The organism is Rubripirellula lacrimiformis, assembly GCF_007741535.1.
GTDB classification, from domain to species: domain Bacteria; phylum Planctomycetota; class Planctomycetia; order Pirellulales; family Pirellulaceae; genus Rubripirellula; species Rubripirellula lacrimiformis.
Genome location: NZ_CP036525.1, coordinates 7633327 through 7651519, shown reverse-complemented (window position 1 = coordinate 7651519; position 18193 = coordinate 7633327). Strand labels below are relative to the sequence as shown.

Sequence of the window (18193 nt, the reverse complement as noted above, 5' to 3'; positions counted from 1 at the left end):
TCGTTCGTTGGTTGGGTTAGGCGGTTGCTGGTTGATCGCTGGGCTTTTGCATCCACTTGCTAAGCACCAGATAGAGGACGCCGCAGGCGATCCAGCATGGGATCACGGCGTAGGCAGCAAACAGTCCTTCGACGATGATCAGGTACAGTCCTACCGCGACCGGCAGCAACCACGCGATCATCACGGCTGGGTTGATCTTCGATCCACTTCGCTGCGCGTACTCGTCTTGCAGGCCGTACTTCTTCATCAGGTAAAAGTCCACAAAGATGACCGCCCCCATCGGGCCCAGCACGGTTCCGTAAGTTCCGACGAAGCCGAGCAGTTGGGCAGATAGGTTCGGGAACGCACCGGCAATCGTTGCCACGCCGCCGGCGACCAAGGTCATCGCTGTCCGCGAACTGCTGGGGATCACGCCCTGGAAAGCTAATCCCGCGCGATAGATGGTCGGGTTCGCCGTCGTCCAGCCCGCGATCACCACACAGATGATGCCAGCCCATCCAAGCGATTCGAACGCCAACATCCCTGGGTTGGCCGTCACCTTGCCGTCGCTGCCCAGTGCCATTGCCGGTTGCAGTTTGATCAGGGCAGCCAGTAGCAATGCGGCGGCGATCCAGGCCATGTAGTGCCCCAGGAACATGCCGATCGCAGGCGCCCATCCCGAGGATTTGCTTCGCGCGAATCGGAAAATCGTCAAGTCGGCCATGCCAAAGTGCATTGCCCCGTTGCACAGCCAGGCAAATACAACGATCTGCCAGAAACTGAACGTCTGCGGTCCGTTCTTTTCCTGCACAAACGCGATCGCGTCGCTCCAAAATACGCCTTCGGATATCGCTGCAAAGCTGGTTGCGTTCATCTGTGCCAGCGAAACGATTCCGCACGCAGCAAAGACGCCGATCATCCAGGGTGCTGCGATGTTGGCAAACCGAGCGACGCGTCCATAGCCGCCCGCCGCAACAACCGCGATGACAACGCCAACGATCGCGACCAAGCCGGTAAAGGACAAGTTGCTGAGCCCAAGCATGTTGCTGGGGACATCAAACGTGATGTCAAAGGGCACGCCGACGGCAGAGGCCGAAACGGTGATCATTGCCCCAGCCAGAAAACAGAAAAGCAGTCCATTGACCAAGTTGTAGAACTTGACCAATGATCCGCCCGCGATGCGTTCGAGTTGATAGTACAGCGTGAACCGTTTCGCCATCGCGATGGGGACGACCAGGAATCGCCAGGTCAACACTGCAAGGAGATTGCCAAGCAGCAATCCAAGCAGCAGGTCGGACAAGCTGGCCCCGGCCGCCAAGAATAGGGGGCCGATCATGAATTCCGTGCCCGCCGCATGCTCGCCAGCATACATGCCCCAGAACTTGCCGCTGCCCAGCAGCGCCGAATCCGGCACCGGATCGCGTTCAAATTCTCCGCCTGAACTCGAAGCTTCTTCGCTCATCAACGTACTCGAAATGGAAAGGTTGTTTCTCGCACGATCGGAACCCGCTTTCGCAGGCCGACGGCGGATGCGGTCGAACCAAACGTTCGTTCTTACAGTGCCACAGGGTGATCGCTTCGCCGCGACGTGACGTTGTTTTCGTAGTCACGGACGTTCTGCAACCAGTCGGCACCGACCGGAACGCCCGCGGTTTGGCAATAGTGGTTCCAGACGGCACCCAGCGGCATCGTTTTTTGTTCTTCCATCAAGGCCAACCGAGCGGTCAGGTCACCGTCGCGTTCAAGTTGCTGGATCTTGTCGACGGGTTCAAGCAGTGCCGCCATCATCGCCTTCAGTGCATTGCGAGTTCCGATAGCCCATGCGGCAACCCGGTGGATGCTGGCATCGAAAAAGTCCAATCCAATGTGCACTCGATCAAGATAGTCGCCGCGGACAATCTCTTGCATGATCGATTGCAGTTCGTCGCTGTAGGTGACGACATGGTCACTGTCCCAGCGGACGCCTCGGCTAACGTGAAGCAGCAATTCGGGGACGTACATCAGTGCGGACGAAATCTTGTCCGAGATCACTTCGGTCGGATGGAAGTGTCCGGCATCCAAGCACAGGACTTTATTACGCGAGATTGCGTAGCCCATGTAGAACTCGTGCGATCCCACCACGTAGCTTTCGCTGCCGATGCCAAACAGTTTGCATTCGACCGCATCGAGTGTTTGGTCACGTGGCAATGGTTCCGCGAAAATCTTGTCCAGCGAATCGGCTAGGCGCTGGCGCGGCGCTTGGCGACTTGCCGGGGTATCTTTGTAACCGTCCGGCACCCAAAAATTATTGATGCACGGGTTGCCCTGGGCTGCACCCATCGCTGCAGCAATGTTGCGGCAGGCAATCCCATGATCGATCCAGAACTGACGAATCCCCGAATCGGCTGACGCAAGCGTGAATCCATCGGACGCTTTGGGATGCGAGAAATAGCTCGGGTTGAAATCCAGGCTGATCTTCTGGTCGCGTGACCAATCCATCCAACCCTGGAAGTGTTCAACGCCGATGGCATCTCGGTCAACTGGGCCATTGAACTCGCCGTACATCGCATGCAGGTTCAGCCGATGTTTACCGGGAATCAGCGAATAGGCCATTTCCAGATCGCTGCGTAGTTCGTCGGGGTTTCGGGCGCGGCCGGGATAATTGCCCGTGACGGCAAGTCCGTTTCCGAGCGATCCCCCATCGCCTTCAAACCCCGAAACATCATCCCCCTGCCAGCAATGGACCGATATTTCAACGCTGCGCATCCGGTCGAGTGCCGCATCGACATCGACACCCATGGCTTCGTACTGCTGCACAGCAAGCTGGAAACTAGCCTCGATATTGCCCGGGTTGTTCATGGTCGCAGGTCTGGGTTAAGGGGGGCCAGGGGGGTGGTCGAGCGGCCTGATGTCGCTTTGGTGTCCCCAATGTAATGGGTCACGGGGGGCTAAACCTTGACGATCGTGCCCGGGATTAGCACAATAACGCCAGAGCATGGATGCTGTCGTCGTCGCCTATCCGACCCCGCTATCGTGGTCAAAGCACCCGAGTCTTGCCCGCGAAATGATGCGAAAACTGAAGAAGCAGGACTGGTTCCACCAAGACGGATTTCCGATCGTCGTGGAACGCCGGGATCCCCAGCAACCGTTCGGTTTGCATTGCCACGAGTTTGCAGAGATCGTCATCATCACCGGCGGCAAAGGAATGCACATCACGGGCGAAGACAGCTACGAACTTTCGGTGGGCGATACCTTTGTGATCGGTGGCGACCGTCCGCATGACTATTTGAATATGGACCAGCTAAGTCTGATCAACATCCTGTTTGATCCGACCGAGCTGCCCATGTCGATTGCGGATCTGCAGTCGTTGACCGGCTATCACGCTCTATTCACTCTGGAACCGGCTTGGCGTAAGCGACATCAATTTACCAGCCGGCTTCAACTGAGCCCTGTTCAGATGGTCGAAACGCTGCGGTTGATCGACGGGTTGGAAGCAGAGCTTGCCGATCGCGGCCCAGGTTTCGGCGTGATGGCAACGGCATCGATGCTGCAGTTGGTAACTTTCTTGTCTCGCTGTTACAGCCGAACGCGAAACCCCGAGAGCAAGAAACTGCTTCGTATCGCTGAGTCGATCTCGCATATCCGACGCAAATTTTCGCATCCGATCACGCTGGACGAATTGGTTGACATCTCTGGGATGTCGCGACGCAACTTCATCCGCACGTTCGAAGAAACCATGGGCACCCCGCCCATCAAGTACTTGATTGATCTGCGTATCCGAGAAGCAAGTCGGCTGTTGCGCAGCACCGATCAAACCATTACCGAGATCGCTTTCGAAGTCGGTTTTGCCGATAGCAACTATTTCAGTCGTCAATTCCGAAACACGCTTGGGATCTCGCCACGCGAGTATCGAAAACAAGTTCAGTAGGCGATCGATCTACCGCTTGCCCTGTCCCTGGATCCGGTGCGCCCGCTACTTGTCGCTGTCGATCGTTTGAACCAGACGATGCACCGCTTCCAACACCGCCCGGCGGGTCACCAAGCCAAGCGGGAACCCATTGTTGTCGACAATCACGGCGCGAAGCATGGGATTGCGTTGAAGTGAGTCCCACACGACGGCAAGGGATGTCCTAGGCGGGAATCGCGTGATGTTGTTATTCATCACACTGGACAACGGATTTTTGCTGGTGTTCTGCGTTGTCAGCGTGTTCATGAAGTCGCGTTCGCTGACCATGCCAACCAGTTCGGATTGCACATTGACCACACACGCGCAGTCGATTCCTGACTTTAAGAACAGTTCCCTCGCATCGTCCAGTGATTCCGAGTCACGGAACACTCCGATGGTCTTTGTCATGACCTCGTCGGCATGAATTTCGCGCAGTCGGTCGACCAATGTGCTTTGCTGGCCCAGCTTTCCCTGTTCATTGCGTTGCAGGTCGCTGGTACTTAAAGCACGGTCCCGTCCGGCAACCTTTGCGGCAAGCAACGCAGAATCGGCCTGTTCAATCAGGCTGCTGATGGCCAAGTCGCCACTATTTGTCGTCGCGACACCCAGTGTGGTTCGCACACGCAACGACTGGTTCCCACCATTGCATGACTGCAGTGCAATCTGTTTGCGAATGCGATTCGCAAACTTCATGGCATCTTGTTCGGATACATTGTGAAGCAAGACCGCAAATTCGTCGCCACCTAAGCGACAGGCGTGGTCGGTTTGGCGGACATGTTCCGAGATCACATCGGAGACAATTCTTAGCACCTCGTCGCCGGTGGCATGCCCATACTGGTCGTTGAACTGCTTGAAGTGATCGATGTCCAACAAAATGCATGACACCGGATTGCCGGCGGCGATCGATATTTCGCAGGACCGCTGCGCTCGCTGTTTAAACGAACGTTGGTTCAACAGTCCGGTCAACGAATCCAATTCGGCCAGCGCCGTTTTCTCTTGCAACCGATTCAACGCGATTTCGGCGCTGCGGATGCGGGCCAGAAACTCTTCTTCGCGGATTGGTTTGGATAGGAAGTCGTTGGCGCCGGCTTCCATCGCAGCCGACAAATCATCGCCGGTGTCGCGAGCCGTCGCGATCAGGACGTAGATGTCGTCGTTGCCATGTTGTTGGCGAATGGAACGGCAAAGTTCTAGGCCCGACATGTTGGGCATGTTCCAGTCGGTGACCACGATGGGCGGGCAATTGGTCTTTGCGCTATCCCAGGCGCAGCCGCCATCTTCCGCCTGGACCACCGTGTAGCCTGACATTTCTAGCCAGGCCGTCATCAGTTTTCTGGTCGTGAAGTGATCGTCAACGACAAGGACGCGAGGTCGCTCGACTGGATCGATGGAAATGGTCATGGTACGGCTCAAACTGCGGTGAGTTTGTGTGGCGAACTAGGCAACGTCGGCGTGCTGGATTTGAATTTTGACAATATCTTGGACTCGTCTCAGAAAGGCCGCTGTGACGGCTGGGTCGAAGTGAGATCCACTTCCTTCGTCAATGATCGCTAGCGATTCGTCCAGCGAGAACGGATCCTTGTAGCTGCGGCGACTGCTGACGGCGTCGAAGACATCGGCGACCGCGGTGATCCGACCTTCCAAGGGAATCGATTCACCGGACAGGCCAAGCGGGTACCCGCTGCCATCCCATCGTTCGTGATGAGTCAGGGCGATCGTCCGTGCCATCTGGATCGTCGGTGAACTGCAGGCCCGCATGATCTGATCGCCGATCGACGTGTGGTCTTGTACGAAGAAGTCGTCGAATCCAGGGACTCGTTCCAGGACGCGTCGTCCGAGACCGCAGTGTCGCTGCATTTCGATCATTTCCTCGGGGGTCAGTTTCCCGGGTTTCTGCAGAATCTCGTCGCGGATTCCAATCTTGCCCACGTCGTGAAGCGTGGCTGCCTGCATCAAACGTGATACTTCGGATTGGTCCATGCCCAGTTCGTCGCCGATCAGGCCGGCGTATTTTCCGACTCGAATCACATGGGCGCCGGTATCGTTGTCTCGCGATTCGGCGGCGCGGGCCAAGCAATGAATCAATTCAGTCTGGGCCTGTTCCAGTTCCGCTGTTCGCTGCATGACTTGTGTTTTTAAGTCATCTTCGTAGCCCTTGATGACCAAGCTATTTCGCACGCGTGGCAAAAGTTCTTCGATGTCGATTGGCTTGCTAAGAAAGTCGGTCGCTCCAAGCTGCAACGCTTCGTGCTTCAGTTCACGACTTTCAGCACCGGTCAGAATCAAAACTGGCAATCGAGCGGTGGATTCTTGGCTGCGAAGTTGCTGCAGAATTTCCAAGCCGCTGATGTCCGGCATCATGATGTCCAACAGGATCACATCCGGTGCATCGTCTTGGATGCGTTCCATGGCTTCGGTGGAATCGCTAAGGGTGACAAAATTGGTATAACCGGCAGATTCCAAATGAGCTTGAGCAACGCGCACATTGACCGCGATATCATCGACGATCATGATCTTCGCCGAATGAATTGAACTTGCCAGGTTGTTTGAATGATTTCGACCCGTAGTGGAATTGCCTTCGGTCGTGAGATCTGAACTGGCTATCGCAAGAGGCATGGCCGAAAGGTTCTATCGGAGGCGGTGATGACAGGCTGTGTATCTGGAACATAGGTCGCCGTGCTGTAGGCAGCGGCACATTTCCCAGAATTGATCCGGACTAAACAACGAGCGATCCATAAGTGTCGTTTCTTTCTCCTCCCCCCCTCTCTAACTCTCTCCCCTGCAAACCGCTGCGCGGCGGGGGCGAGATGACTTTCATCGCGACACTTATGGATCGCTCGTTGCTAATCTGCTTATGCACGCTGAGGCGTTTCGTGAATGCGGCGAGACAGATCTGCTAGTTCTGCGAGCGTTGCTTCGATTTCACTTGGATCGATGTCGTTGGTTGATTTCTGTAGCTTGGCCGAGGGGGCAGTGAGTACATCGAACCCGGCTGTGCCCCCGGCACCTTTCAGAGCGTGGGCAAGTTTGGCCAAGGATTCAAAGTTTTCGCTCGCATACGCCGACTGCATCTCGGCCACGTGATGTTGCAAAAACTCAACAAACTCTTCGACGATCTCGCGATAGACGACGTTGTCCAGTGGCAATGTCGATTTCAATCCGGATGGTGGTTCGGGGGATGCTTCGGTGAGACCACCCAGGGTTTCGGTAGGGGCAACCTTCGCGATACCGGCGCGCGTCAAGTGATCCAAAACCTCGCCTAGCAACACGGCCTTCTGAATGGGCTTGGTCAAATAGGCTGTGCATCCAGCGTTCAGGCATTTCTCTTCATCACCCTTCATGGCGTGAGCCGTTAGGGCGATGATCGGGGTGCTCAGGCCATCGCTTCGCATGCGGGTCGCTGCGGTGTAGCCGTCCATCACCGGCATTTGCATGTCCATTAGGATCAGGTCGAATGTTGCCTTCGATGTTGCATTGACCGCGACCCAGCCATTTTCGGCGGTGGTCACGGTTGCACCTGCTTCCTCTAGCATGATGCGAACAAGTTTGCGATTGATTTCGCCGTCTTCTACCAACAGGATGTTTGATTTGGGCAGGTCAATTTCTTGATCGAAATGGTGGGTGGTTGTTCCCATCAGCGCGTCGGCGGGGGGAGCGTCCAGCAGTGCGACAGAGTTCAGCGGCCCGGTTTTCACATTCAGAATGAAAACGCTGCCGTTGCCCTCGCTGCTTTCGACTCTTAGGTCACCGCCCAGAGCCGCCGAAAGACGCTTTGAAATCGCCAGTCCCAGTCCTGTGCCACCGTAGCGGCGGGTTACCGAGTTGTCGGCCTGCACGAACGGACTGAAAATATCGGCCTGCTTGTCTTCGGGGATCCCGATTCCGGTATCCGTCACGCGGATCGTTAGCATCTCGCAAAAGTGGTCCAGTTCGGCGTCGATGGTGACGTTGCCCTGTTTGGTGAATTTGATGGCGTTGCCAACCAAGTTCATCAGCAATTGCCGCAGTCGGCCGCCATCGGTCACGATCGATTCAGGCACACGGCTAGACCAGGCGCAGTTTAGCTTCAGCCCTTTCTGTTGCGCTCTAGCGCGCAGAACGCTGACCACTTGGTTGATGACGTCATGGGGCGAACACGGCGACAGTTCGACTTCTAGCTGGCCAGCTTCGATTTTCGATAGGTCCAAGATGTCATTGATTAGCCCCAGTAGGTGGGTGCCGCTGGCAGAGATGGTTTCAAGATACTCTTTGCGTTTGCGAGGATCGTTACCGTCCGATTTGTTGGTCAGCAGTTCGGTGAAGCCGAGGATGCCGTTCAGCGGAGTGCGAATCTCGTGGCTCATGTTCGCCAGGAATTCACTCTTGGCACGGCTTGCCGCTTCGGCCGCAGTGCAGGCAACTTGCAGTGCTTCTTGGGCGGATTGGCGTTGTGTAATCTCTTCGGTCAGTTCGGCAGTACGCTGTTCAACGCGGTCTTCCAGTTCGTCATTGGCGGCTTGCAAGGCGGCCTTGGAATGTTGGATTTCGTCCAGCATGGCGTTGAACGCGCCCCCGAGTTGGCCCAGTTCATCGCTTGCTGCCGGTTGGACACGAATCGTAAAGTCGCGTTCCCGTTTGACACGATTCGCTGCCAGGGCCAATTCTCGGATCGGGCTGGATATCAGGCGTTGCATCTGGGATGCAAACAGCCCTGCGACCACCAACGATCCAACCAGCAATCCGCCGCACAGCATCAGATAGCTTTGCACGTGTGCCTGCAGATCCGACATGTTTGCAAACAGATAGACCGAACCGATGTCTTCGCCGGCATCGGATATGGTGTGCAGAACTTCGACGCCGGCGTCGGTGATTTGGTTTCCCGAAGTTTGGATCTCTCGTGCCCGTGCATCGGATAGTTCGTTAGCACGATACTCGGCAAAGACCCGTCCCGTTTCGTCGTAGATGCAAGCGTATTCGACCGTGGGATACATCTCCATCGAACGCAGCAGCTCTCGTGTTGCCGATTCGTCTTGAAACGTCAACACGCCAACGGAGTTGAACGCCAACATCTTTGCTTGGGATTCAAGCTGATCGACTTTCGAACTGCGAATGAACCGGATGTCGTTCACCGCCATTCCCGCGAACGCCATCAACAGCGCCATCGCGACGGATGTCGTCGCCAATAGCAGCAGCTTGGTTTTGATCGACGCATTGCGCAGCGTTTGCAGTGGATGCGTGCAAGTTGGCATGCTGGAACCGTTGTGTGGAGTCATCACGGACGTCTAAGGACCTTGATTGGGGGTGCTGCTCGGCATCGGTTTGCCTTGGCGAAGCAACCGGGCGTCCATGGCCAGTCGTTTACGCTTGGCCTCTTCGATATCAATCTCGAAGTGGATTGAACTGCCTTCGGGAACGAAATTGACCACGGTCCCAACGGGGCAATCGCCCGTTTCGGTAGCGATCAGCACGGGGGTCTCACGAAGCCTTGCGGCTAGCGTGGCTGCATCGGCCGCTGGAATGGATTGGGTGACGAACAGCAGTTGGCAATCGCCGGCGGTCACCTCGCTGGCCGAGACATAGTGCCGAATCTGAATCGGCATCTCTTGAATCGTGCGTTTGGCCGCGATCTTTTCCAGGCTGCTGTGAACGCCGGTGGGGCCGACCACGCCGATGGTGAATTGGTCGACGGCATTCGAATCGCTAGTCGGCCAGGTCGTGAATCGACCAAAGCTGTACAGGTACACCGCTTTGATGTTGCTTTCTTTTGCCGTTTGCACGGTCGACGTGGTTAGCGAGTTGCTAGTCGGTGTGTGAGCCGGAGTGATCGTTTGGCCAAAGCAAGGGATGGGCCCGACAATCAATGCAATCATCACAAACACTGCACCGGGCGCAGGGACAAACGAATGGCATTCGTCTTGGTCCCTTTGCATTGGGGAGGTCCGGTGGAGGTTAATAGGGTGTTTCGAGAAGGCAATATGCCATGCTTGAATGGTAGGACACGATTCGAGCGAGTGTTCCAAAACGCTTGACTAGCAGGTATTTAGCGGTTTAATACCAAAGACTGATCGCAGCGTAGAATTCACGCTGGATGTTGGTGGACACATTACCGGTAAAACCGTCATTCCCGACCTCTTTATGGTCAGGTTGCAGTAAGTTGCGTCCAACCAATGCCACTTCCCAATCACGGCTGGGCCGCCATGCGTATCGCACGTCCATGGTGTTGTAGCTAGGCGTCGATTGCAGGGGCAGACTATCGGAGTACCGCCACATGACGTCCAAATCGGTATGTCTGGTCAGATTGAACGATGATTGCAGGTAAATCTGATTGTCCGGGCTGCCGCCGACGTTAGTGCTTGCCGTCGTCAGTTGCTCACGTAGGAACGTGTAAGCACCGTACAATCGCCAGTCTTCGCTGAGTGCGTAATTCGCACCCAATTCGAATCCGTAGCTGCGTCCTTGGCCAGAGTTCGTGATGGTCAGCGGAACGTAGACTGCTGCCGGAGGGCCCAAACTAAAGTAGGGTGCCCCGACCGATACGGCCTGCAAATCGTCGTAATCAAAGTAGAACGCGGCCGCGTCCCACGAAAATGCCTGGGTGGGCTGAGCTCGCATTCCAATTTCCCAAGCGTCCATGTTTTCGGAAGCAAATTTGCGGTTTCCCAAGAATAGAGGGAACGCGGTTGGCGCCGATGGTCCGGGCAGCATCGTCAAACTGACGTCGATCCCAACACGTGTGGGAGATCGAACGGCACGAGAATACGACGCCCATATGGATTGCCGTTCGTTGGGGGTCCACAGGATCCGGGCGGTTGGCTGAAACTCGAACGGTGTGTAGTCGCTGTGTGTGAACTTCGCACCGGTGGTGAAGTACAATGCGTCGTCGATTAGCGTGATTTCATCCTGTACGAAATAGTTGAGCTGGTCGACGGTGCGGTCATCCGGGTCAAACGTCAGGAAGAATGGCGAGTCGTAGATGTGGTCACGTGAATTGCGGTAGCTCGCACCCCAGACGAACGAGTGATCGTCAAACGCCTTGAACTGGTGCTGAAAGTCGATGTCCACGCTGTCTCGTTTTTCCCCGAATTTCAATTGCTGAAACTGGCGGTACGTATGGTCGAAATAGGCTTGGATCGACCATTCGTTGTCATCATTTAAAGTTTGCGAGTATCGGAGCAATCCATTGAACCCCGAAAGATCCGTGTCTTCGATTACGGTTCGCGTATAGACGGGGGCCGGCGTAGGTACGAGGCTTTCTCTTCCGGATTCACCTCCATAGGCGTCACCCTGGAACGTCAGGTGCGAAGTGTGATCAGGTTTCCAGTCGGCGCGGAAGCCACCGCGTGCCATCCTCCAATCATCGTGGGCATCGCTATCCGGCAGCGTGGCTTCGTCGCGGTCAAACCACTTGCCATAGACACGCATGTCGACGCCGTTTGCTGTTCGCCATCCATGCCGGGCGCTCGTAAAACCGTTTTGCTCGGTCCCGGCACCCGCTTCGACGAAGGTCCCGTGAGTATCTTTTGCGTTCTTGGTGATGATGTTGATCACCCCGTTGACCGCGTTCGCACCCCAGACTGCTGCACCGGGGCCGCGAACCACTTCGATTCGTTCGATGTCTTCGAAAAGTAAGTCCTGGACGTCCCAGAAGGTGCCTCCGAACAACGGGGTGTAGACCGTTCGGCCGTCGATCTGAACGAGCAGCTTGTTTGCGAATCGACCGTTCGATCCTCGAATGCTGACTGCCCATTCGCTGGCGTCAATCTGAGAAACCTGCACTCCGGGAGCCATTCGCAGCACGTCGGGAATCGTGCGAGCACCCGAGTGGCGGATCATTTCGTTGGAAATGACAAAGACAGCCGCCGGCGATCGACCAATCGTGCTCTTTTGCCGGCTGACCGTCGTGACTTCTGTGTTCAAAGCCGGCGCCATGGTCGCCTGGCGACTGACGTTGACGCTGGATAGTTTGCTGACGTCGTCATCCACCAGATCCAGCAACGAATCCAGTTCGTCTTCATCCCCATCGGGAATGTCCAAGTCCGCATCAGCATCCAAATCGCTACCGGCTTGCCCAGTTTCTTTCTGGATACCCGGCGGACTGACCACGTCGACTGGAACCAGTTCCTGAGCCATTGCCAGGTTGCCCGCGGCTGCGAACACCGTCAAAGCCCACATTCTTAACGATGGCGTCACCTTGGCCTCCTTGCCAGTCCGCTTTATCAATTACCGATTATTCCGGTAGCAGGCACCAACCTGCTAGATTCCGACATCGTTATCATTCCTCAATACCATCGGGACGTTGCCGCGAGGACCGCTAGGCGGTTTCAGAATGGTAGGCCTGAAACAGTTGTGCGGCCGATCGGGATTCGTGATCGATCGAAAGCTGGATGAATGCGTCGTGCGGGGGGATTCCGCATGGCCATTGGATATGCCAAGACAGAGACGGCATTCGGCGAATACCGGCCAGCGGCGTCACGGAGCGTTCATCCTTTTCAGACCCAAGAAAGATCGAACATGAAAGTTAGCATTGTCGGATGTGGATTTGTCGGATCGACCGCAGCCTACGCGCTTGTGATGCAGGGGATCGGTCGCGAGATCGTGTTGGTGGATCAACAAAAGGAACGTGCGATCGCCGAGGCGAACGACATCACGCATGCGGTTCCGTTCTCGCACCCATTGACCGTCCGCGCCGGTGACTACGCGGACCTGGCCGATAGCCGCGTGGTGATCATTGCCGCCGGGGTCGGCCAAAAACCAGGCGAAAATCGATTGCATTTGCTGCAACGAAACGCCGACGTGTTCCGAGACTGCATCCCTCAGATTATCCAGAATGCCCCCGATGCGATTCTGTTGGTTGCGACCAACCCGGTCGACATCATGACGCATGTTGCTGGTGAAATCGCAATGCAGATGGGAGTACCGATCAGTCGCGTGATTGGCTCTGGAACCACGCTTGATACGGCAAGGTTTCGCAGTTTGGTTGGAAAGCAGTTCGGCGTCGATTCACGCCATGTGCATGCTCATGTCATTGGCGAACATGGCGATTCGGAAGTCCTGACATGGTCCCTGGCCACGATCGCAGGATTGTCGCTGACGGAGTTCAGTGAAGTCCGCGGGATTGGATTGGACGCCGGTCAGCGAGCCAGCATTGATGAACAGGTGCGCCGCGCCGCCTATCAAATCATCGAAGGCAAAGGAGCGACCTACTATGGAATCGGCAGTGCTCTGGCCCGGATCGTTGACGTCCTGTTGCACGACCAACGCTCGATTTTGACAGTTTGCTCGCGAATCGAAGACGTTGCCGGAGTTTCCGATGTCACGATCTCGATGCCACATCTGCTAGGTGGCAAGGGAGTGCTAGCGTCGATTCCTTTGATGCTGAACGACAGCGAACATCAATTGCTGAACGCCAGCGCAAACATCATCCGAGACGCCATCGACTCGATGGAAATGCCCGTGATCTAGATACCCGTGATCAGGGTGCCAGCGTTCAGGGTGCCGGTGATCAGGGGCACCGTTCGCCAATCGTTCAATCGTGGCTCAGTTCGCTCAACTTCAGCGGGAATTCTTTCACCACCTTGCCGCTGATGTCGACGCACTTGAATGTCATCGTGGGGTCGGACTTCCGCAGGTCAAAGCTGAGTTGGCCCCAGAAATTGCCTTCGTTGTAGGACCACTCCGCGGCGGGCATCGTTTCGTGTGTGTGTTGATTGGTGACCTTTGCCGAAACGAACTCGTACAACGGGTATCCATTGGGCCGCTCGATTTTCCAAATGTCGGATCGATGCCGGTCGCCCGAGATCAAGATCACTCCGTCGATCTTCTGGTCGTTGATCAGGTCAAAGATTTCATCGCGTTCAGCTTTCGCCCATGGGCCGGCCCAAGAGTCTTTGCCGCCCTTGTCGGCACCGTCCGACCACATGGTTCCCGATGCAATGACTTTGAATTTTCCTTTGGACGCCGCCAGACTTTTTAGCAACCATTCCTTCTGCTCTGGCCCCAGCATGGTCTTATCTTTTTTGTCGCGGTAGAAACGCCCGTCGGTCATGAAAAAGTCGACGTCGCCAAGGGAGAACGAATGCCAGGTGCCGGGGACCGCTTTGCCGCCACCGTAGCCGGGGTTGTTCCAGTTCTGTTTGAAGACGTTCCAGTTGGGAACTTTCCAAGGCTTGTTCAAGCCCGCGCCGCCGGAGGAATCGTTCATCGCCATGTCATGGTCGTCCCAGACCGCGTACATGCCGACACGACTGATCAGGTCGCGATAAGCCGGGCTAAGGCACCGGCGATAGTAAAACATTCGCTGGGCACCACGACGATCGACCACGTCGATGTAGACATTGTCACCCAGACCCAAGTACGCCAACGGCCGACTGCTAGCCATGTTGTCCCAGGCGTATTCGTTCGTCGGGACGTAGCGGGATCCCGATCCAAAGGTCACATGGAAGTTGACTTTCTGGCCCGGTTGCGGGGCGGTGCGCAATTGAAACGTGTCGCGTTGGATCGTTTGGTCATCGATCTTGACCGCATAGGAATAGTCGCTGAACGGTTTCAAACCGTCGACGATCATGACGGCTGTGAAGTCGTCGTCGGCGGTCGTGCGGATCGTTTCCGATGCCAGTTCGCCCACTAGGATTTGGACCGTGGCGCTGCCTGCCGTGCGAACCCAGAACTTGGCAGATGTCGGTTTGATGTCACCCAGCATCGGACCGCTGAAGAGCTTCAAGTCGTGCTTCTGTATCAAGTCGATGAATTTGGGTTCGGCAAGCAGGTCTGCGATCGATCCCTCGGCACCCAATCGGCCTGTTCGCCCGTTTGCGTCGGCACCATAGAACGCTTCGATCAGGTACGGGTCCAGATCTTTCATCACGACCGACTGCTCGCCATCGGTCAGCGGTTCCTTCGCGCCCCCCACGCTCGCTAGGAAGACGGTGCTAACAAAAACAAAGATGGTGGCAGCGATCGCAGAGCAGATAGGTGGCTTTGGCATGACGATGTCGAATCAGGTGGTGCAGGGGCAATTCGCAGGAACCCAAGTCTAGCATCGCGATTCCGGCGAAGCATTCTTCGAAATGGCGGGTTCCATCTCAATCGGTCCAATCCGGCTGATATCAAAACCCGCGTAATTAGGAATATCGTAGCGCTGGTTCGCCGCAATTGGGATCTGCCATTCGTGCGAACCCGACCACGGGCGGGGTGGGCGTAGAGTTCATCGCATCCTCCCGCCGACCCGTAAGGTTCCCCATGGCCCGCCCCTACCACTTGATCGTCCGTCTGATGGTCGCCCTTTTGTTGGCGACGCCCGTCGCGATCGCAGCGTTTTTGATGACCAGCAATTCACCGATGCCGATCCTTGATGATGTGATCAATCAACTGCCCGTCCACAGCGTCGCGTGGACAGGCATCCGGAACGCTGAACCGGTGGTGATTGGAGATTGGCCGCCACAGAAGGGCCAACGATATCCCGATCTGATCCTCGCGGACCAAGACGGGCAAACGGTTCGGCTCAGTGATTTTGCCGGCAAAGTGATCCTGTTGGAACTTGCCGCCGTGCCATGCAAAGGTTGCCAAGCGTTTGCCGGTGGTCAAGAATTCGGCGGCTTCGCTGGTGTGGCTGTGCAACCAAACTTGGAATCGATCCACCATTACGCCGATCGATTTGCGGGCGTCGATTTGGGCAAAGACGACGTCGTGTTTGTGCAGCTGCTGCTGTACGGCAAGTCGATGTCTAGCCCTAGCCAAGCCGAGGTCGCCGGATGGGCAAAGCACTTCCAGATGAAACGAACGGAAAAAACGATCGTGTTGCGAGGCGACGCGTCGATGTTGGGGATCGAAACCTACGAAAAGATCCCAGGCTTCCACTTGATCGATGAACAGTTCGTGCTGCGATACGATTCCAGTGGGCATCATCCCGGTGACGATTTGTACCAGGACCTGCTTCCCGCCTTGGGCCGAATGGTCCCCTAAAAGATCTAGCGTGCCGTCGGATCGTCCGGATCATCGATGAGTACGACACGCAAACGGGCGAGGAGTTTCTGCAGGCGATCTTTGCCAGGTAAAGTTGTCTCTGCGGACGCCCATCGCGATCCCTTCTATTCGAATTTTGACCCACCCCGGCTGCGGGGCGGTCGTTGTTGCTGTCAGCGAATTTTGCAAATGCCACGGCCCAATGGACTCACGCGGTGATTCCACCGTTTATCCTGGTGTCACCGGATGCCGTTTTGTGATGTTCCAGAGAGGAACGCAGATTGGTCGGCAGAAAGCCGGTACTTTCCGCTTCTTCGAAGGACCCGATTGTTCGTGAACATCCTGACTGATTCCACCTGCCACGCTGGACTTGCGGTGTGCCAGCGGCTGGCGATTTTTGTTTGCATCCTAACGCCGGGGGCACTGACAGCACCGGCGCGTGCAGAAACCAAGCCCAATGTGGTGTTCATTCTGGCCGATGACCTTGGCTGGAGCGACACGACCCTGTTCGGCACGACATCGTTCTACAAGACGCCGAACATCGAACGATTGGCGGCACGCGGAATGACGTTCACGCGAGCGTATTCGGACAGTCCGTTATGCTCGCCGACGAGGGCCAGCATTCTTACCGGACTCAGTCCAGCTAGGCACGGGATCACGACGCCGAATTGCCATTTGCCATTGGTTCGGTTGTCTGCGGCCGCAACCGAATCCGGACCTGCAAATCAAAAGGCAACCATTCCCAACCCGGTGACGCGACTGAAAACGGATTACTACACGCTCGCCGAAATGTTCCGCGACCACGGTTACGCGACCGGCCACTTTGGGAAATGGCACCTGGGGGCTGAACCCTACTCGCCGCTGGAACATGGCTTCGACGTCGACGTTCCCCATCACCCCGGTCCTGGTCCTGCGGGTAGCTACGTGGCGCCCTGGGCGTTCAAAGATTTTGATCACGATCCCGACATTCCCGATCAACACCTCGAAGACCGGATGGCGAAGGAAGCGGTTGCGTTTTTGGACCAGCATCGTGACGAGCCCTTCTTTCTGAACTACTGGATGTTCAGCGTGCATGCTCCCTTCGACGCCAAGAAGTCACTGATCGACAAGTATCGTCCACTGGTCGATGCCAATGATTCCCAACGCAGTCCAACGTATGCGGCGATGATCGAAAGCATGGATGATGCGGTCGGAGTTTTGCTGGATACCCTGGATCGTTTGGGGATTGCCGACAACACGATCATCGTGTTCGCCTCGGACAACGGTGGCAACATGTACAACGAGGTCGATGGAACCTCGGCGACCAGCAACGCACCGCTTCGCGGCGGCAAAGCAACGATGTACGAAGGCGGCGTTCGCGGTCCTGCGATCGTTGTTGATCCAGGACGCGTCCAACCCGGATCTCGCAGCGACGAAGTGATCCAGTCCAGCGACTTCTATCCGACTTTGTTGGAACTATTGGACATCGAAGCCCAGCCGAACCAAGCGTTCGACGGCATCAGCATCGTGCCCGCGTTGGAGGGGGGGGCGCTTGAGCGTGACGCGATCTTCACGTACTTCCCGCACTCGCCCCATATCCCGGAATGGTTGCCGCCGGCGGTCAGTGTCCATGCCGGCGATTGGAAGTTGATTCGTGTCTTCCACGGTGGGGATGACGGTACGCACGATTTCAAGTTGTTCCATCTGAAAGACGATATCGGTGAACAGCAGAACCTGGCGTCGGAATTCCCGGACCGAGTGGCGCAACTAGACCAGTTGATCGATGCCTTTCTTTCAGACACCGGGGCGGTCCTTCCCGCTGTCAATCCGAAATTCAATCCCGCAAAGTACCAACGCGATTTGATCGGCAAGGCAGCTTTGAAGGGAAGCGGGGGGAACAAAAAGCAGCGACCAAGGAATGCAAAACCGGTCGCGGGCTGGTTGCCGGGGGGCACCTGCCAGCTTTCGCTGAAAGCCCATGCGTTGGTCGTTTCCAGCGACGGACGCGATCCCTACCTCAGTTTTACCCTGCCCGATTCGGTCGCCGACAAAGATCTGGTCCTGCAGTTCACGATGAAGTCGACAGCCTCGGGCGATGGTCAGGTCTTCTGGGCTGAAGCAGGCGTCACTCCACCGTTTGCCGCTGTCCGCAGCAAGCCGTTTTCGGTGCAGCACGACGGCAACGATCATCAATATCGCGTTCAGTGGTCAGCCCAGAGCCCCGTCGTCGGTGTACGCATCGATCCTGCCAAAGGCGAAGGCCAGATCGTCTTGTCGAATCTTCGAATCACCACCGCCGATGGAAACGACGTGTATCGATGGGAATTCTGAATCGCAAAGCGTGTTGTGTTGTGCGGCTCCGGTGCGTGT

Annotated in this window: 12 protein-coding genes; 4 read left to right on the top strand and 8 right to left on the bottom strand. The window is 56.3% G+C overall.

Annotated features, from left to right (window positions below; genetic code table 11):
* Nucleotides 1-16: 16 nt before the first annotated feature.
* Nucleotides 17-1441 carry a hypothetical protein gene (locus tag K227x_RS26585; protein ID WP_145175156.1) on the bottom strand — a complete coding sequence of 475 codons (1425 nt, stop codon included), beginning with the start codon at nt 1439-1441 and terminating at the stop codon, nt 17-19.
* A 92-nt stretch (nt 1442-1533) separates the two neighbouring features.
* A complete protein-coding gene (locus K227x_RS26580) occupies nt 1534-2817 on the bottom strand; it encodes an L-rhamnose isomerase (RefSeq protein ID WP_145175153.1) in 1284 nt (427 codons plus the stop codon).
* Between the two features lie 136 nt (nt 2818-2953).
* On the opposite strand from K227x_RS26580, the gene K227x_RS26575 reads away from it, so the two are divergent.
* Nucleotides 2954-3886, top strand: a complete 933-nt coding sequence (locus K227x_RS26575) for a helix-turn-helix domain-containing protein (protein WP_246146313.1) — start codon at nt 2954-2956, stop codon at nt 3884-3886.
* A gap of 45 nt (nt 3887-3931) precedes the next feature.
* Here K227x_RS26575 and K227x_RS26570 read toward each other — a convergent pair whose 3' ends face one another.
* The 5 genes from K227x_RS26570 to K227x_RS26550 all read right to left on the bottom strand — a co-directional run bounded on the left by K227x_RS26570 (nt 3932) and on the right by K227x_RS26550 (nt 12073).
* Nucleotides 3932-5305, bottom strand: coding sequence for a diguanylate cyclase (locus tag K227x_RS26570; protein WP_145175150.1), 1374 nt, complete (start codon nt 5303-5305; stop codon nt 3932-3934).
* A 36-nt stretch (nt 5306-5341) separates the two neighbouring features.
* Nucleotides 5342-6415, bottom strand: coding sequence for an HD domain-containing phosphohydrolase (locus K227x_RS26565; RefSeq protein WP_218933560.1), 1074 nt, complete (start codon nt 6413-6415; stop codon nt 5342-5344).
* Nucleotides 6416-6756: 341 nt separating this feature from the next.
* Nucleotides 6757-9132 carry an ATP-binding protein gene (locus K227x_RS26560; protein ID WP_218933559.1) on the bottom strand — a complete coding sequence of 792 codons (2376 nt, stop codon included), beginning with the start codon at nt 9130-9132 and terminating at the stop codon, nt 6757-6759.
* 33 nt (nt 9133-9165) lie between these two features.
* Nucleotides 9166-9813, bottom strand: coding sequence for a YfiR family protein (locus tag K227x_RS26555; RefSeq protein WP_145175142.1), 648 nt, complete (start codon nt 9811-9813; stop codon nt 9166-9168).
* 118 nt (nt 9814-9931) lie between these two features.
* Complete coding sequence (locus K227x_RS26550) at nt 9932-12073, bottom strand: TonB-dependent receptor plug domain-containing protein (RefSeq protein ID WP_145175139.1); 2142 nt, start codon at nt 12071-12073, stop codon at nt 9932-9934.
* Nucleotides 12074-12394: 321 nt separating this feature from the next.
* On the opposite strand from K227x_RS26550, the gene K227x_RS26545 reads away from it, so the two are divergent.
* Nucleotides 12395-13345 carry an L-lactate dehydrogenase gene (locus K227x_RS26545; protein ID WP_145175136.1) on the top strand — a complete coding sequence of 317 codons (951 nt, stop codon included), beginning with the start codon at nt 12395-12397 and terminating at the stop codon, nt 13343-13345.
* Nucleotides 13346-13409: 64 nt separating this feature from the next.
* On the opposite strand, the gene K227x_RS26540 is transcribed toward K227x_RS26545, so the two are convergent.
* The gene (locus tag K227x_RS26540) at nt 13410-14867 is read right to left on the bottom strand and encodes an alkaline phosphatase D family protein (RefSeq protein WP_145175133.1); all 1458 of its coding nucleotides are present in this window, start codon (nt 14865-14867) and stop codon (nt 13410-13412) included.
* A 254-nt stretch (nt 14868-15121) separates the two neighbouring features.
* Here K227x_RS26540 and K227x_RS26535 point away from each other — a divergent pair, with 254 nt between their 5' ends.
* Together K227x_RS26535 and K227x_RS26530 are read left to right on the top strand one after the other, a co-directional pair.
* The gene (locus K227x_RS26535; RefSeq protein WP_145175130.1) at nt 15122-15844 is read left to right on the top strand and encodes a hypothetical protein; all 723 of its coding nucleotides are present in this window, start codon (nt 15122-15124) and stop codon (nt 15842-15844) included.
* 342 nt (nt 15845-16186) lie between these two features.
* Entirely contained in the window at nt 16187-18154 is a 1968-nt protein-coding gene (locus tag K227x_RS26530) for a sulfatase (RefSeq protein ID WP_391540466.1), read from the top strand.
* Nucleotides 18155-18193 lie beyond the last annotated feature (39 nt).

What these genes read in the sequence shown, in the direction of transcription:
- K227x_RS26565 (WP_218933560.1), bottom strand. Translation starts at nt 6,415, where the DNA reads ATGATCGTCGATGATATCGCGGTCAATGTGCGCGTTGCTCAAGCTCAT.
- K227x_RS26580 (WP_145175153.1), bottom strand. Translation starts at nt 2,817, where the DNA reads ATGAACAACCCGGGCAATATCGAGGCTAGTTTCCAGCTTGCTGTGCAG.
- K227x_RS26575 (WP_246146313.1), top strand. Translation starts at nt 2,954, where the DNA reads ATGGATGCTGTCGTCGTCGCCTATCCGACCCCGCTATCGTGGTCAAAG.
- K227x_RS26570 (WP_145175150.1), bottom strand. Translation starts at nt 5,305, where the DNA reads ATGACCATTTCCATCGATCCAGTCGAGCGACCTCGCGTCCTTGTCGTT.
- K227x_RS26540 (WP_145175133.1), bottom strand. Translation starts at nt 14,867, where the DNA reads ATGCCAAAGCCACCTATCTGCTCTGCGATCGCTGCCACCATCTTTGTT.
- K227x_RS26535 (WP_145175130.1), top strand. Translation starts at nt 15,122, where the DNA reads ATGGCCCGCCCCTACCACTTGATCGTCCGTCTGATGGTCGCCCTTTTG.
- K227x_RS26555 (WP_145175142.1), bottom strand. Translation starts at nt 9,813, where the DNA reads ATGCAAAGGGACCAAGACGAATGCCATTCGTTTGTCCCTGCGCCCGGT.
- K227x_RS26560 (WP_218933559.1), bottom strand. Translation starts at nt 9,132, where the DNA reads ATGCCAACTTGCACGCATCCACTGCAAACGCTGCGCAATGCGTCGATC.
- K227x_RS26545 (WP_145175136.1), top strand. Translation starts at nt 12,395, where the DNA reads ATGAAAGTTAGCATTGTCGGATGTGGATTTGTCGGATCGACCGCAGCC.
- K227x_RS26585 (WP_145175156.1), bottom strand. Translation starts at nt 1,441, where the DNA reads ATGAGCGAAGAAGCTTCGAGTTCAGGCGGAGAATTTGAACGCGATCCG.